15 protein-coding genes and 1 pseudogene are annotated in these 13,936 nt (G+C 62.0%); 7 read left to right on the forward strand and 9 right to left on the reverse strand.

Translation table 11 applies throughout. From position 1 onward, the window contains the following. Positions 1–111: 111 nt before the first annotated feature. From MCB86_RS18550 to MCB86_RS18575, 6 genes are all read right to left on the reverse strand, one after another. Positions 112–447, reverse strand: coding sequence for a DUF3325 domain-containing protein (locus tag MCB86_RS18550; RefSeq protein WP_045163018.1), 336 nt, complete (start codon positions 445–447; stop codon positions 112–114). Beyond that, a complete protein-coding gene (locus tag MCB86_RS18555) occupies positions 444–2,045 on the reverse strand; it encodes a PepSY-associated TM helix domain-containing protein (RefSeq protein WP_239611818.1) in 1,602 nt (533 codons plus the stop codon). Before MCB86_RS18555 ends, MCB86_RS18550 begins: the two co-directional genes overlap by 4 nt. After that, positions 2,042–2,344 (reverse strand): hypothetical protein, encoded by a 303-nt coding sequence (locus MCB86_RS18560; protein ID WP_045163016.1) that lies wholly within the window; start codon positions 2,342–2,344, stop codon positions 2,042–2,044. Before MCB86_RS18560 ends, MCB86_RS18555 begins: the two co-directional genes overlap by 4 nt. Positions 2,345–2,538: 194 nt before the next feature. Beyond that, positions 2,539–4,512, reverse strand: coding sequence for a ligand-gated channel protein (locus MCB86_RS18565; protein ID WP_275589559.1), 1,974 nt, complete (start codon positions 4,510–4,512; stop codon positions 2,539–2,541). Between the two features lie 133 nt (positions 4,513–4,645). Further along, positions 4,646–5,977 carry a sensor histidine kinase gene (locus MCB86_RS18570; RefSeq protein ID WP_045163014.1) on the reverse strand — a complete coding sequence of 444 codons (1,332 nt, stop codon included), beginning with the start codon at positions 5,975–5,977 and terminating at the stop codon, positions 4,646–4,648. Then, complete coding sequence (locus MCB86_RS18575) at positions 5,977–6,678, reverse strand: response regulator transcription factor (RefSeq protein WP_045163013.1); 702 nt, start codon at positions 6,676–6,678, stop codon at positions 5,977–5,979. Before MCB86_RS18575 ends, MCB86_RS18570 begins: the two co-directional genes overlap by 1 nt. Positions 6,679–6,865: 187 nt before the next feature. Here MCB86_RS18575 and MCB86_RS18580 point away from each other — a divergent pair, with 187 nt between their 5' ends. After that, the gene (locus tag MCB86_RS18580; protein ID WP_239611931.1) at positions 6,866–7,687 is read left to right on the forward strand and encodes a CAP domain-containing protein; all 822 of its coding nucleotides are present in this window, start codon (positions 6,866–6,868) and stop codon (positions 7,685–7,687) included. A gap of 92 nt (positions 7,688–7,779) precedes the next feature. On the opposite strand, the gene MCB86_RS18585 is transcribed toward MCB86_RS18580, so the two are convergent. Next, the gene (locus MCB86_RS18585; RefSeq protein WP_045163011.1) at positions 7,780–8,244 is read right to left on the reverse strand and encodes a hypothetical protein; all 465 of its coding nucleotides are present in this window, start codon (positions 8,242–8,244) and stop codon (positions 7,780–7,782) included. A 240-nt stretch (positions 8,245–8,484) separates the two neighbouring features. Between MCB86_RS18585 and MCB86_RS18590 the strand changes: the two genes are divergently transcribed. The 6 genes and pseudogenes from MCB86_RS18590 to MCB86_RS18610 all read left to right on the forward strand — a co-directional run bounded on the left by MCB86_RS18590 (position 8,485) and on the right by MCB86_RS18610 (position 11,282). Continuing rightward, complete coding sequence (locus MCB86_RS18590; protein ID WP_217474792.1) at positions 8,485–8,919, forward strand: transcriptional regulator; 435 nt, start codon at positions 8,485–8,487, stop codon at positions 8,917–8,919. A 160-nt stretch (positions 8,920–9,079) separates the two neighbouring features. Beyond that, complete coding sequence (locus MCB86_RS18595; protein WP_196298680.1) at positions 9,080–9,232, forward strand: hypothetical protein; 153 nt, start codon at positions 9,080–9,082, stop codon at positions 9,230–9,232. Between the two features lie 148 nt (positions 9,233–9,380). Further along, on the forward strand, positions 9,381–9,509 hold the full coding sequence (locus MCB86_RS22990) for a hypothetical protein (protein ID WP_268988826.1): 129 nt from the start codon (positions 9,381–9,383) through the stop codon (positions 9,507–9,509). Positions 9,510–9,652: 143 nt separating this feature from the next. Then, positions 9,653–9,754 (forward strand): annotated as a pseudogene (locus tag MCB86_RS18600) (AraC family transcriptional regulator); the annotation flags it as partial. A gap of 81 nt (positions 9,755–9,835) precedes the next feature. Then, positions 9,836–10,294 (forward strand): Rrf2 family transcriptional regulator, encoded by a 459-nt coding sequence (locus tag MCB86_RS18605; RefSeq protein ID WP_045163009.1) that lies wholly within the window; start codon positions 9,836–9,838, stop codon positions 10,292–10,294. A 97-nt stretch (positions 10,295–10,391) separates the two neighbouring features. After that, the gene (locus MCB86_RS18610) at positions 10,392–11,282 is read left to right on the forward strand and encodes an NAD(P)/FAD-dependent oxidoreductase (protein ID WP_045163008.1); all 891 of its coding nucleotides are present in this window, start codon (positions 10,392–10,394) and stop codon (positions 11,280–11,282) included. Positions 11,283–11,411: 129 nt separating this feature from the next. On the opposite strand, the gene MCB86_RS18615 is transcribed toward MCB86_RS18610, so the two are convergent. Both MCB86_RS18615 and MCB86_RS18620 read right to left on the reverse strand, forming a co-directional pair. After that, the gene (locus MCB86_RS18615) at positions 11,412–11,759 is read right to left on the reverse strand and encodes a cupin domain-containing protein (protein ID WP_045163007.1); all 348 of its coding nucleotides are present in this window, start codon (positions 11,757–11,759) and stop codon (positions 11,412–11,414) included. A 177-nt stretch (positions 11,760–11,936) separates the two neighbouring features. Continuing rightward, on the reverse strand, positions 11,937–13,859 hold the full coding sequence (locus MCB86_RS18620) for a methyl-accepting chemotaxis protein (protein WP_239611820.1): 1,923 nt from the start codon (positions 13,857–13,859) through the stop codon (positions 11,937–11,939). Positions 13,860–13,936: the final 77 nt, after the last annotated feature.

Here is a 13,936-nt window from a genome sequence, read left to right on the forward strand (position 1 = left end):
TGGCCAGATTTGACGTGGTGTCCTTTCGGTCCCGGGCCGCGCCGGTTCGAGCAGTGACCGTCAAGCTATGGCCGGATCAGTCCGCTGCCTGCTCCAACCATCGTGCCTACATCACACCCAGGCGACGACTATCCACAGCAGAACACCTACCACGGGCAATCTGACAACCAGGCGCGGCGCGTAAGGAATCAGCATGAGCAGGGCGAAGCCGGCAAGCGAGATCAGGCCAAACCAGCCAACCAGTGCCATGCCGCCGGGCCAGACGTCGCCAGCCGTGTAGACCGCCAATCCGAGCAGCAGACTGCCGAGCGGGGTGCCGAGGCGGCGCAGCCGGGCGGGCACGCGCGAGCTGACCAGCTGCTTCCAGTGCCGTTCCATACCGAGGCAGAAACCCAGCATGCCGCCATAGGCCAAGAGGAGGCTGGCAAACAAAGCTGAGCCGTTCATGACGAGGCTCCTGGGGCGGGGTGGTTGAGTGGGGTGGAACGCGCCTGTCTGGCGGCAACGGCGTTCGGGATTCGCCAGGCTGTCCAGGCGAGCGTCAGCCCTATCACCGACACGCTGGCAACAAGCGATAGACGCATGGGATCCAGCGTCGGGCTCGCAGTCATCAAGTCCAGCAGCGGCAGGCCGATCGACAAGCCAGCGGCAGCGAACAGCTGCTCGCGCCAGGCGCGCAGCGGCTTGCGGACCCAGCCGTGTAACCAGCTCAAAGCCCAGACGCCGAAGAAAAGCCGCAGCTCCCAGACTTGCCGACCAGCCAGTTCCGACGGCAGCAAGCGATTACCCCACAGCAGCGCAACGCAGGCCAGCGAAAGCCCGGCGACGATCGCTACGTTTAAGCTCTCGACCATCCTCAGGAAGTGCGCGTTGGCCTTGGGCTGCTTGCGTTGTTTGACGGTATAGAGCACCAGTCCCGTACCGATCATCGCGCAGCTGATCAGGCCGCAGACGAAGTACAGCCAGCGCATTGGGTAGCCACCGAACTGGGCGAAGTGCAGGCCGGCCATCACCCGCTGGGTCAGTAGACTGGTGCGAGAAGGTTCTGGTGCCTGGATCAGCTCGCCGGTGACACCATTGAAGACCATGCCTTCACCCTTGGTCAGCTCGATGCGATTACCCAGCACGGGACGCGCCGTGACCAGGGCGTTGGCGCGGCCTGGGTTGCTTACCGCCAGCGCACCGATCATACCCTTGCCGTAGTGCGCCTCGGCACGGCTGACGATTTCACCCAACGCGAGTTGAGGGGCTGCCGGCGCGGGGGCTGGGTTGTCGCTGCGACCTTCGACACGCCTCGCTTGCTGCTCACGCGTGTTCTGTTGCTCACTTCGACCTTGCTCGGCAGCACGGGCTGGCTGCGCCTCGCGGAAGTAGGCTTGACGATCGCCGTCATAGAGGGCGTCTACCGCTGCTGGCATGTAGATCAGGAAGAAAATCACCAGGCCGGTATAGACGATCATCAGGTGGAACGGCAGCAGCAGGACGGCGCTGGCGTTATGGCCGTCGAGCCAGGAGCGTTGACCTTTGGCGGGGCGGAAGGTAAAGAACTCCTTGAAGATTTTCTTGTGAATGACGATTCCACTGATCAGCGCCACCAGCATTGCCATGGCTGCGAACCCGACCACCCAGATTCCGAGCAACCGCGGCATATGCAAGGTGTAGTGGAAATGGAAGAAAAAGTTGCCACCGATGGTTTCACGCGCGTGGATGGTCTCGCCAGTCAGCGGATCCAGCTGAGTGCCACCACCACCGCCCCGGCGTCGCTCGCCGACGGATACGCCGAGATTCGGCGAGCGCTCGGTCGGCAGATTGATGTTCCAGTTCGACTCGTCGCCGTGGTGCGCCGTCAACCAACGCTGCGCGACGTTGGCGGCGGCCGCCGGTGATTGTGCCCGATCGGTCAGCTCCGGCTGCATCCACCAGTTGATCTCTTTGTCGAACACCGCCAGGGTGCCGGTGAGAAAAATGGCGAACAGCACCCAACCGAGCAGCAGTCCGCACCAAGTGTGCAGCCACGCCATGGATTGTGTCAGGCTGCGTTTCATCGCAGGACCTCCAGCAGTTGTGGCCAGAAGCCGACGCCCGCCATGGGTATGGCTAGGCACAAAACGATCAGCACGCGTCGCACCGAGGCGGCGGAAAACGTCCACAGAATGAATACCAGATAGATCACGAACGACAGCAGCGAGGCGGCAGTCAGTGCATCGATCCGGTCCAGTGGCAGCAGCCGCGCGAGGGCGGCGGTCGCGGCGTAGGTGAAGGTATAGCCGCCGAGGATGGCGAGGGCGGTACGCGTGGCGATGTCTCGCCAGTTACCACCCGGTTGCGATGTGGAACGAGTCACGACGAGCTCCGGAACCGAACGAATCCATACGGAAAATACCCAGCCGTTGCTGCGTTAGCTGGCTGGGCATTGAGTCTGTGTTGAGCGGTGAGTAGACCTACGCCGATACGCTCGGGGCCAAGCTCAAGATTGGCGACGCAGGTCCCATGTCGACCATCGAGACGCTCCTGGTAATGGGCGTCTCGTTCATCGCATCAAAAAGAGGCGCTCATCCCGACCGTGTATCGACGCCCGTCTAGCACCGTTTCGTAGCTGTTGTAGTCGATCTGCTCGTTGAAAATGTTGTAAACCCCCGCCAGCAGCTTGACGTTGCGGTTCACGTCATAGGTGCCGCCAAGGTCAACCAAAGTGTATGAAGGGGTGCTTTCGGCCATGCTGGTACGCGACAGGTATTCAGATGTTTCGCTGCGGTAATTGAGCCGAGCCCAAGTGCCGAGGCGGTCGCTGGTTTGCCAGTCCAACGTGGTGTTGAACATGTGCTTGGGCATCTGATTAAGGGGCTCGCCGCGAAAGTCGCCACTGCGCTGCTCCGATTCGGTATAGGTGTAGTTGGCACCCAGCGAAACGGTTTCGGTGATGTCCCAGTCGAACGTTGCCTCGACACCGCGCATGCGAGCTTCATCGACATTGACTCGGTCGCTGATGAAGCGGTATGCCGCGCCGTTGACGACACATTGGCCCGACGCATTGCCGGTGGTATCCGTGCAGCGACGAAGCTCGGTGATCTTATCCTTGAAGTCCGTGTTGAACAGCGTCATACCGGCCGACAGGCCGTTCAGGCTGTCCCATAACACTCCGATTTCCTGGCTCACGCTTTCCTCTGGCTTGAGAGAGGAGTTGCCCACGATCACTGCTGGATCGCCTCGGCCACCGCCGGTGATCTGCCCCCAGTTATCCACCGCGGCGCGAATGTCAGGCGAGCGATAACCACTGGATACGCCACCTTTCACCGTCCATTGCTCCGCGGCTTGCCACACGCCATAGATGCGCGGAGACCAATGCGTGCCGTAGTTTTCATCACGATCCATGCGCAGGCCGGTGGTCAGCGCGAAGCTGTCGGTCAGGCTCCACTCGTCCTCGGCGAAGAGCGCCCAGGACCAGCGTGTCAGTTGGGTCAGGTCTTCGGCACCTGCCAGCTGGTTGCCCTTGTCCGAGAGATCCTCGTACTTGTACTGGCCGCCGAGCGTGGCGATGTGATCGCCCAGAAAGAGCGAGGTCTGTGTATTGAAGACGCTGTTCTCCAGTTCCATCTCGCGGCCTGGGTTCTCGATACGCTCCTGCTGCACATAGCTTTCCGACTGGCCCGAATCCCAGCGCCCGGTATGGCTGATGGAATAATGAATACGGTCGTAATCCGATAGCGAATCACTGTTACCCGTGCCGGAGCGGCCCATCTTGGCGTTGCGTTCCTGCTCGGTCTTTCCCACTTCCAGAACGATGTCGTTAGCCGTGTTGGGCGTGAAAGACAGTTTGGCCGTTCCACTGTTGGTCTTCTGCTCGTTGAACCCGCTAGGGATGTCGTCCTCGTCTCGGCGAGACGCCTGCCCATAGACCTGTAGCCCTAGCAGACCATCGACCAGAGGACCTGACAGGTATCCGTTGAGGCTGTGGTAATCACCGGAGTCTGAGCGGTCCTGGAAGGTCTTTTCGGTTCGTACGCCACCATGCCAAGTGTCCGCCACCTTGCGCGTGATGATATTGATCACTCCCCCCATGGCGTCGGAGCCATACAGGGACGACATCGGGCCGCGCACGACCTCGATGCGCTCGATGGCTTCCAGGGGAGGCGTCCAGCCCTGCTCGATGCCCGGGCCGTCGCTGTTGGGGCGCGTCGCACGCGACTCCATGCGTTTGCCGTCGATGAGGATCAAGGTGTACTTGGACGCCATGCCGCGAATGCTGATGTCGCTGGAACTGGCGCCGCCGGTGATCACGACGCCGGGGATGTCCCGTAGGGCATCGGTCACATCGCGGTAGGACTTCTTTTCCAGCTCTTCCCGCGTAACGACGGAGATGGAGGCGGGCGCCTCCTTGATCTGTTGCTGGAAGCCTGATGCGGTCACGACGACGTTCGATAGTTCGACCGGCTCTTCGGCACTGACCGGAGTGCTCATCCATGTTGCTACAGCGATTGCGCAAGCCAGCCGATGCCGATTCAAAATCACCATTTACTGCCGTCTCCCTGAGAAACCTACATAGTCCGCGGCTAAAAGCTCGCCACATGCCAGCGTGCACATCGAGCGCCGCGATGTTGCTGGCAATGCTAAGTATTCTCATTTGAGAGTAAAGCGCATTTACAATCTATACACTTCGCAAGCGAATGGTCATTCTCAGGCCGGTATCGCCGTTTTCGGCCCAGATCGTGCCGCCTTGCATCAGCACCATGCCACGGGCGATCGCCAGGCCCAGGCCGAAACCATCGCCGCCGGGACGGGCGGCGCTGAGTCGCGCGAATGGCAGGAAGATCACCGATAACCGATCCGTTGGCACGCCCGGGCCCTGATCTTCGATGCGCAGCCTCCAGTGGTTCCCGTCGCGATCGACGGACAGGCACACCGTTCCCTGAGCGGGAGAGTAGCGAACGGCATTGCGCAGAATGTTCTCCATGGCCTGCGCCAGCGCGTTGAGGTTGCCGAGCACCTGGCAATCTTCCGGAACCTGCGCCCGGATGCGCTCGCGCGGCCAGCCGGCTTCGAAGCAGGCGTTCTCGCTGATCACGTCCCACAGGGCTGCGACGTCCACCGACTCGCATTCAAAGCGGGGCTGTTCACTGTCCAGCCAGGCGAACTCCAGGGTGCTATCGACCAGCTGCTGCATACGGGTGATCTCGCGGTCGGTTCGGCTTCGCATTTCCTCAGCGCTGAGCTCGCTCTCGCAGGCCACGCGCAGGCGGCTGAGCGGGGTGCGCAATTCATGGGACAGGTCGCGTAGCAGTTGTTGTTGCTGGTTGATCGAATCGCGCAGGCGCTGGGTGAGGTATTCCAGCGAGTGGCCCAGTTCGCCGAGTTCATCGTTGCGCCGGGCAATGGAGGGCGGCAGCAGCGAGTCGAGGCGGTTGCCGCGTAGCGCATTGGCCTGCCGGCGCAAGCTATCGAGCGGCGAAACCAACAGGCGATAGAGCAACCAGCAGAACAGCACGGACAGCAGTATCGGGGGCAGATACACCGCGCCGGCCCTGAGCAGCGCATAGTGGCGCCACGGGCGAAAGCGTTCCGGTAGACGCATCACCAGCCGTGCGCCGCTATCAGCGATCGGGATGGAAATCAGCGGCAGGCCTTCATAGCGGCGGCTCATTGGCCATTCGTAGTGCCGCACGAACGTGAGCCCCTGCCGCTCCGCGGCGGTCAGGGTTTGGCCGCCGAGGGGTTGCAGCTGTTCGTCGACCACGACCAGCCAGCCCGGCTCTCGCTGGCGCATGTCCGCGAGCCATCGGGCCAGTGCCTGCGGCCCGGTTTGCAAGGCAGCCTGGGCCTCGTCGGCATAGCCGGCGAGTACCCTGTGGGCTTCCTGCGACAGATAGGAACTGGTCCGGTCGATATGATGGCCGACGTAGCCGCCGGCCCAGATCATTGCCAGGCAGAAGCCCGCGACCAGCACCACCAGGCGCCAGAACAGTGAATGACGATTGGGCATCAACCGACCTGCAGGTCCAGCACGTAGCCCTTGCCCCATACCGATTCCAGGCGCAAATTCAGCACCTGTTCGCGCGCCAGTTTGCGGCGGATGTTGCTGATGTGCATGTCCAGGCTGCGATCATGTTGCGAATAACCGCGGCGCAGCGCCTGCTGGTAGAGAAACGGCTTGCTCAGCACCTCGCCGGCAGTGTCATGCAGCACCTTCATCAGCCGGTATTCGGTGGCGGTCAGGCCAACCCAGCGCCCCTCGTAGCGCAGATCGCAGCGCTGATCGTCGAAGCGTATCGATTCATGATTCACCGCCGATGGTGCACTGCGCTCATAGGCCACGCGGCGCAGGATGGCGGAGATGCGAACCTGTAATTCCTCGACGCTGAAGGGCTTGGGCAGGTAGTCGTCGGCGCCGCTGTCGAAGCCCTGGATGCGGTGCGCCTCGTTGCCCAGCGCGGACATCATCAGCACCGGTGTGCGGCGTTGCTTCCGCAGCTGGGTTAATAGCTCCATACCGCTGAGTTCCGGCAGCATGACATCCAGCAGGATCAGGTCGTAGGTCGAATCGCGAGCCAGTGCCAGGCCGGTAGAACCGTCGCCAGCGAGTGTTACGTCGAATCCACGGTTTTCCAGCGATGTTTTCAAGTGCGCCCCCAGGATCGGGTCGTCCTCGATAGCCAGAAGCCGCTGAGCTGAGCAAGTTGCCAATGGAAAGGCTCCGGTGCAAATAAGAACTATTATAAGTTGGAGTCCTCGCCATACGGCAAGTGGGCCGCGGTAGGTAGCGTTTTGCCGCACCGGCTCGACTTTCGGGGCGTGCTGGGTGCATCTTCAGCGTCCCGCCAACTGTTGCTGGAGATATTTCGTGCGCCTGCTTTCGTCTTCCTTGTTTCTGATGGCACTGCTCGGTGGCGGTCGCGTTGTGGTCGCCGCCGATGTGGGAGGGGAGGCGCAGCTGATCGACTCGATCAATGCCTATCGCAGTCAGGTACAGCGCTGCGACAACCGCGCCAGCGAAGAGCTGACACCGCTTCAGTCCGACTCGCGCCTGGTGCTGCCGGCGACCGGCTCCGGTGATCTGCAGGGCGCGTTGGCCCGTGCTGGTTACCCTATGGTTAGCGTGCAGGCCATCAGCCTTTCCGGCCCGCGCGACGCGGCGTCGGCCATGCAGGCATTGCGTGAAAGTTTCTGCCGTGTGGTCCTCGATTCGCAGTACGCCGATGTCGGCGTCAGCCGTGCCGGACGTGACTGGCGCATCGTGCTGGCGCGCCCGCTGATCGGCGGCCATCTGAAGGATTCCCAGAGCGAAGGGCAGCGGTTGCTCGAAGAGGTCAACCGCGTCCGCGGAACCGCTCATCAGTGCGCTGGCAAGGCTTTTGCCGCCGCACCGCCCTTGAGCTGGAACGCGACGCTCGCCAGCCTCGCCGAAACCCACAGCCGCGCCATGGCCAATGGCAATTTTTTTGGCCATCTCGACCCTGAAGGTCGCACCCCGGGCGACCGCGCCGAGCTGGCGGGTTATCCCGGTTCGCCGGTCGGGCAGAACATCGCCGCGGCGCTCGACCGCCCCCGGCAGATCGTCGAGGGCTGGCTGGCAAGCCCGGGGCATTGTGCCAATGTAATGAACCCGGAATTCAGCGAGCTGGGCGCCGCCTACGCGGTGGACCCGCAGAGCGATGCGGGAATCTACTGGGTGGGGATGTTTGGCGGTCGATGAACAGGCGGGCCGAGACGCTGTGCTATCGCTCCCTGGGCATCCGCTCAGGGGCAATTAGGGTTCGGCGTTGAGCTGCGCATTTGTTGTTGGCATTAGCGAAAGTTGCGTAAGTCCGCGAGTGCTTTGACCACGTTCTGGTCAGCGATGCGGAGTAGCCGTATCGCTCCGTGAAGCGAAATCCAGCACTCGTCCCGCCAGTTCAGCACCCGTAGGGGCTGCTCACCGATAACGGCCTTTCGAACATGGGGCTGCGAGCGTTGGTCGCTGAAGCGCGGTAGCAACCAATGGCTGATCCAATGGCCAAGGCGCTCGGCTACCGACGATTCGCTGTGAGTTACCAGGCAGTAGGTGTTGTGTATATCGATCCAGATCGTTGGACGAGGCTGGTTGCCGAAGATGAAACCCTCGACCCGGCAATGTGAATGCAGAGCGCCGAGTTCGTCGACGTATCCGAGCAAACGTGCCAGCGCTGTACCGTCCAGCAGCACAAGGCCGTCTGGTCGATGCGCTACGCAAAGGTTGTGGCCCTCGAAATTCAGATAATGAAGGGTAGGCATTCCTTGTCCTCGTGCTGCCCGAACCGCATTGGCGTCAGGCTTCTTCATTCGTTACCCAGCTGCCCCGTGTCCTGATGCGTCGAACTATCGTGCACGGCCTCAGGATACCAAGCGTATTGCCGTGATCGAACGACATGCCGTCGTCCTTCACAGCATTCTTGAGAAATGAAAGCATGAATTCAGTTTTCTGTACAACAGCATGTTCAATTGGGCATGGGGCTGGAACTTAACGTCCACTCCATGAACGAGAAGATGGAATTTGCCGAACGCCTGCGCACTGCGATGCTTGCCGCGGGATACCCTGATCGCCCTGCTGTTCTGGAACGCGAATTCAATTCGCGTTACTGGGGACGGTCGGTGACCTTTCAGGCTGTTTCACGCTGGCTCGGCGGAAAGTCCATCCCCTCGCAGGACAAGCTTCAGGTCATCGCGCAGTGGTTGAAAGTCGAGCCCCAGGCCCTGCGATTTGGTGACAGGGCGGTGACTGCGATCCGTGAGCAGCGGGCGCAGTGGGAAGACCCTGCTTTCTATGACGACCGAGAGGCCATCGACGCCTTCCTGGCACTGCCAACCGAGCAGCGTAAGGTCGTACGCGACGTGATCAAGGCTTTCGCCAAGACAGGCGAAGCAGCCGGCAGGCCTCCGGCTCGGACAGTCACGAAGCGATCTCCTTGAGCCAACCGCGCTTGCGGTCCGCCATGGGTTCACAAGCGGCAAGTCTGTGTCAAATACGACCCGACGCGCGCTAGCTCGCCGACGGCGAACGATGAAGCGGCTCGTGCATCAAAAAGGGGGAAGTCGTTCTGGTCTTTTCATCGCGAAGAGGAGCGCAGCCATGACCGATCCGAAAGATCCACTCAAGGATGGCCTGACACCACCCGATTACGATGAATACGGTGATGCACCCGGGTCGGGTGATTCGGCCGAGCCGGACGAGGGCGGTGATCCCGGCAATGAACCGAATCCGGGAGAAAGCCCGCTGGGGTAGTCTCGCGGTAGCAGCCCAGACGTATTTCCAGGGTGAAGGACAGGCTGCTCGCTGGACAATTCCGCGCTCACGGCCTACAAAGGCGCGCGTTGCGTTTGGGACGGTTCGCCCCCGGAACGCGCCCTATTCAGCGAGAGGCAGTGGAACCGTGAGAAAAAAGAAGCCCGTAGATCCCGTTCGCCAAGCCGAAAAGAACCGTGCGCACCGGATCGGCTGGTTGATCTCCCTGGCCGGGATCGTGGTGGGGTTCGTGCTGGTGCTGGCCAAACAGTCCTGAACGGCCGCTGGTTGAGCCGTATCGTTCCGGGCCTGTACCGGTATCGCGACGGATAACTGTGCCTACTCGCCGATCCTCGTCGCGCTGAGAATGATCCAACCTGCCCAGCGCCGAGCTTTGCCATGCATATCGCCATTCTGACTCTCGATGCTGCAGCCGAGGCGTTGCATTACGTCGCACCCGTAGGAGAAAAGGCGGATTACGTCGAACGTGGGTTGCGCAACATCGAGCCCTATCTGCCCTAGCGCGAACGACCCGCCGCGTGCCTTCGCACCGGTTGCGAGGTATGGTGCGAGCCGACCTTGCCGCCACTCGAAAAGCCCGCCATGAGAACCGATAGCCGTCTTTCCCGCATGCTTCACGTCCTGCTGCACATGGCGCGTGACGAACGTCCGGTCACCTCCGAGCAGATCGCGCAGATGCTCGGGACCAACGCGGCGGTTGTGCGCCGCACCATGACGGGCCTGCGCAAAGCCGGCTACGTGCGTGCGGACAAAGGCTACAACGGGGGCTGGAGCCTGTCGGTCGATTTGCAGCAGGTGACGCTGCTGGACATTCATCACGCTGTTGGCGGACCGCGCATCTTCGCCATCGGCGCGGATCGCGACAACCCAGATTGCCTGGTCGAACGGGTGGTCAATTCGGCACTCGAAGAAGCCTTGCAACAAGCTGAAGCCCTGCTGTTGCAAAGGCTGGGCTCGCTGACCCTGGCCGATCTGTCGAACGAGTTCAACGCGCTTTACAGCACCTGCCAGGCGATGCCTGCCACGCATAAGCCCCACTGATCAAGCTCATCTGAAGCCTCAATGGAAAGCAGTTTCTTTTCGTTCGATTATTAGTGTAACTTTAAAAGATACATAAATTGCCGAAGAGGTGAGCGCTGTGTTCTATGACGTGATCATTATCGGCGGGAGCTATGCGGGGTTATCGGCAGGACTACCCTTGGCGCGGGCCCGCCGGCGGGTGTTGGTGATTGATGCAGGTTTGCGGCGCAACCGTTTTGCTGCGGCGTCCCATGGCTTTCTGACTCAGGATGGCGCTCCCCCGGATGAAATTGCCGCCGAAGGCCGTGCCCAACTGATGAACTACGACACCGTCGATTGGCTACACGCCGAAGTAACCCGGGTCGAGCGCGACGAGCAGGGCTTTCGTCTGACCGATGCACGCGGAAACGACCACCGGGCACGGCTGTTGATCCTGGCCAACGGCATCGTCGATGAATTGCCTGCGATCCCGGGGCTGGCCGAGCGTTGGGGCAAGCAGGTTTTCCATTGCCCGTATTGCCATGGATACGAGCTCGACCAGGGCCGGATTGGCGTGCTGGCGACTTCGTCGCTGTCGATGCACCAAGCCCTGATGCTGCCCGACTGGGGCAGCACGACGTTACTGCTCAACGAGGTGTTCGAGCCTTCCGCCGAAGAACTGGCGCAGCTCGAAGCGCGAGGCGCCGCACTGGAGCGAACCCGGGTGATCCGGCTGAAGGAGGGCGAACCGATGAATGTGGAGTTGGCCGATGGTCGCCGGTTGCCGTTCGACGGCATCTTCCTCGCGCCGCGCATACGCGTTTCGGCGTTGATCGAGCAACTGGGTTGCGCGATGCAGGAGGGCCCGCTGGGGCCCTTCATCAAAACCGATCCTACCCAGGCCACCTCGATCCCGGGGGTATTCGCATGCGGCGACGCGGCACGAGCGGCAGGATCGGTGCCCTTGGCGGTAGGTGATGGTGCGATGGCGGGTGCCGCGGCACATCGGGCGCTGATGTTCGGGATCTGACGGCGAAGAACGGCGAAACGTCGGTAGTGAAACGCGAGTCCCTCTACCATTCAACGGTTTGGAGGCAGTAAGGCTGGAGCCGAGACGTTCCCATATCGCACATGGGAACGCTCGCCAATGCCGCGGCCGTCAGGCGAAGACGAAGTACTTGCGGACGGTCTCGACGACTTCCCAAGTTCCTGTCATGCCCGGCTCGACTACGAAGATGTCGCCGGCTTTGAGGTGGATGGGCTCCATGCCGTCCGGCGTGATGATGCAGTAGCCTTCCTGGAAATGGCAGTATTCCCATTTGACGTATTCCACCCGCCATTTGCCCGGCGTGCAGATCCAGGTGCCCATGATTTTGCTGCCGTCATCGGAGGTGTAGGCATTGAGATTGACGGTATGCGGTTCGCCTTCGATTCGCTCCCATTTGCAGGCATCGACGACGGGCATGGGCTGGGTATCGCGCAGTACGGTGATCGGTGGGTTGGCCATGGGCGCTCCTGGTGAGGCGGGGTAGGTCGCCCACCATAGAGCGGCGTTACGTTGTCCAATTGTCTGGGGTCGACGCCTGGATGCCCATCTGCGCTGTACGCGGCAGTGAACGTTGCCGTGCGCAGCGCTTTTAGGCTCCGGCGTTCGTGCGTCGACCTGCCCAGCGATACGTAGCGTTTACACACGGAACCGGCTGACCATCGCCTGCAACTCGTTGCCGAGACGAGCCAGTTCGACACTCGAGGCAGCGGTCTCGTCGCTGGCCGTGGCGGTCTGCTCGGAGATGTCGCGTACGTTGATCACGCTGCGGCTGATCTCTTCAGCGACGGCGCCTTGCTCCTCGGCAGCGGCGGCGATCTGCTGGTTCATCGCCTGGATGTTCGAGACCTTGGCGGTGATGTCGTTGAGCGCCAGTCCGGCCTTGCGCGTGAGTTCGACGCTGCTTTCGGTCAGGTTGTGGCTGTTCTGCATGGCGACGGCCACCTGTTGTGTGCCCTGTTGCAAACCGGCAACCAGTAGCTCGATCTCTTCGGTCGACTTCTGTGTGCGCTGGGCCAGGCCGCGAACCTCATCGGCGACCACCGCGAAACCACGTCCCGCTTCACCGGCACGCGCCGCCTCGATCGCCGCATTGAGGGCCAGCAGATTGGTTTGCTCGGCCACCGTCTTGATCACGTCCATGACACTGCCGATTCGGTTGCTCTCGGACTCCAGTTTGGCCATGGCTTCGGTGGAGCGCAGCATCTCCTGCGACAGCCGTTCGATCTGGGTGACCGCCTCGGCCACCACCGCATCGCCCGCGCGTGCTTCGCGATCCGCTTCGCTGGCGGCTTGCGAGGCCTCCTCGGCGTTGCGTGCAACTTCTTGCACCGTCGCAGACATCTCGTGCATCGCCGTTGCCACCTGATCGGTCTCGATCTTTTGACCGTTCATGCCGACGCTGGTCTGCTCGGTGATGGTGGACAATTGCTCAGCGGCGCTGGCCATTTGCGTAACACTGTCGCGGATCCCGCTGATGAGTTCGCGCAAGGTTGCCGCCATGCCCATCACGCCTTGCTGCAGCGCGCCCATTTCGTCCCGGCGCGCGATGCGGCGTTGGTCGGTCAGATCGCCGGCGGCGATTTTCCTGACCACCACCAGCGTATCCGCCAGCGGTTGGGTGATCTGCCGAGTGATCAGGCAGGCGGCCAGCAGGCCGATGAGCAGGGCCAGACCGGCAACCGTCATCTGGGTGATGCGGGCTTGTGCGGTCTCGTCGGCACGTCTGGCATCCTGGGCTTGGGTCAGGGCCTTGCTGAGACGGCTTATTTCGGCGGTCTGGTTCGTCATGGCCTGGCGCGCTGTCGCGATCGCTTCGGTCTGCGCGACCACCGCCTTGAGCGCGGCGAGATAGCCGTCGAGGGCTTGCTCGGTGACGGCGACCTGAGTGGAGAACGACTCCCCGAGTAGCGTCTTGAGGCGCGCGGCGGATTGCCGAGCCTGCCCGATCTGCTGTTCGACCAGCGCCGCGACCTGGTCGGTCGGCGTCGTGTTGTAACCACGCATTTGGTAGCGCACCAGCTGCCAGTTCATGCGCAGCTCGGAGATCGCCTTGAGGCCTGCGTAGCGGTTTTCCGCGTCCGCCGGCATCTGCTCAATCGTCTTGCCCATGGCGTCGATCGGCTTGCTGGCAAGCATTGCCTGCTGACCCATGTTCGCGCGGGCGGCGGCGCCGGCAGCATAGGCGTCACGCATCCGTTGCAGCGAGGTGCGGTATTGCTGGATCAGTTCACCCTGCTTGCGCAGCAGCGCCAAATCTTCGGCGCTGGAAAAGTTCGGAGAGATCTCCTCGAGCCGAGTCGAGAACCACTCGATGGCCTCGTCGACGGCCTCGGACGACTTCACGTCGCCGTTATCGAGCATGTACTGCAGGCGTGCGACCTTCAGCTCGGCCAATGCTTCGTTCAGCGAAGCGATCTGGGCCATCAGCTCGCCGCGGTGGGTCACTTTGCCGAGGCTGAGCCAGCCATAGACGGCCAACGCGGCGGTGAGCAGCAACACCGAGCCGAAGCCGATCGCCAGCTTCCTGGTCATGCTGATATCGGCGAACCAGTTCTTCATTGAGTGTTTCTCCTTTCCAAAAATCGATTCGGTGCCGATTGCCCTGCGCGGGGCCAGCGCGCAGCCCGGTGCCGATG

Source organism: Pseudomonas sp. KSR10 (assembly GCF_022355455.1).
GTDB lineage: Bacteria > Pseudomonadota > Gammaproteobacteria > Pseudomonadales > Pseudomonadaceae > Stutzerimonas > Stutzerimonas stutzeri_E.

Excerpts from the sequence above, each read along its gene's own strand:
- MCB86_RS18550 (WP_045163018.1), bottom strand. The coding sequence starts at position 447 with ATGAACGGCTCAGCTTTGTTTGCCAGCCTCCTCTTGGCCTATGGCGGC.
- MCB86_RS18555 (WP_239611818.1), bottom strand. The coding sequence starts at position 2,045 with ATGAAACGCAGCCTGACACAATCCATGGCGTGGCTGCACACTTGGTGC.
- MCB86_RS18565 (WP_275589559.1), bottom strand. The coding sequence starts at position 4,512 with ATGGTGATTTTGAATCGGCATCGGCTGGCTTGCGCAATCGCTGTAGCA.
- MCB86_RS18570 (WP_045163014.1), bottom strand. The coding sequence starts at position 5,977 with ATGCCCAATCGTCATTCACTGTTCTGGCGCCTGGTGGTGCTGGTCGCG.
- MCB86_RS18580 (WP_239611931.1), top strand. The coding sequence starts at position 6,866 with ATGGCACTGCTCGGTGGCGGTCGCGTTGTGGTCGCCGCCGATGTGGGA.
- MCB86_RS18585 (WP_045163011.1), bottom strand. The coding sequence starts at position 8,244 with ATGCCTACCCTTCATTATCTGAATTTCGAGGGCCACAACCTTTGCGTA.
- MCB86_RS18590 (WP_217474792.1), top strand. The coding sequence starts at position 8,485 with ATGAACGAGAAGATGGAATTTGCCGAACGCCTGCGCACTGCGATGCTT.
- MCB86_RS18595 (WP_196298680.1), top strand. The coding sequence starts at position 9,080 with ATGACCGATCCGAAAGATCCACTCAAGGATGGCCTGACACCACCCGAT.
- MCB86_RS18605 (WP_045163009.1), top strand. The coding sequence starts at position 9,836 with ATGAGAACCGATAGCCGTCTTTCCCGCATGCTTCACGTCCTGCTGCAC.
- MCB86_RS18615 (WP_045163007.1), bottom strand. The coding sequence starts at position 11,759 with ATGGCCAACCCACCGATCACCGTACTGCGCGATACCCAGCCCATGCCC.
- MCB86_RS18620 (WP_239611820.1), bottom strand. The coding sequence starts at position 13,859 with ATGAAGAACTGGTTCGCCGATATCAGCATGACCAGGAAGCTGGCGATC.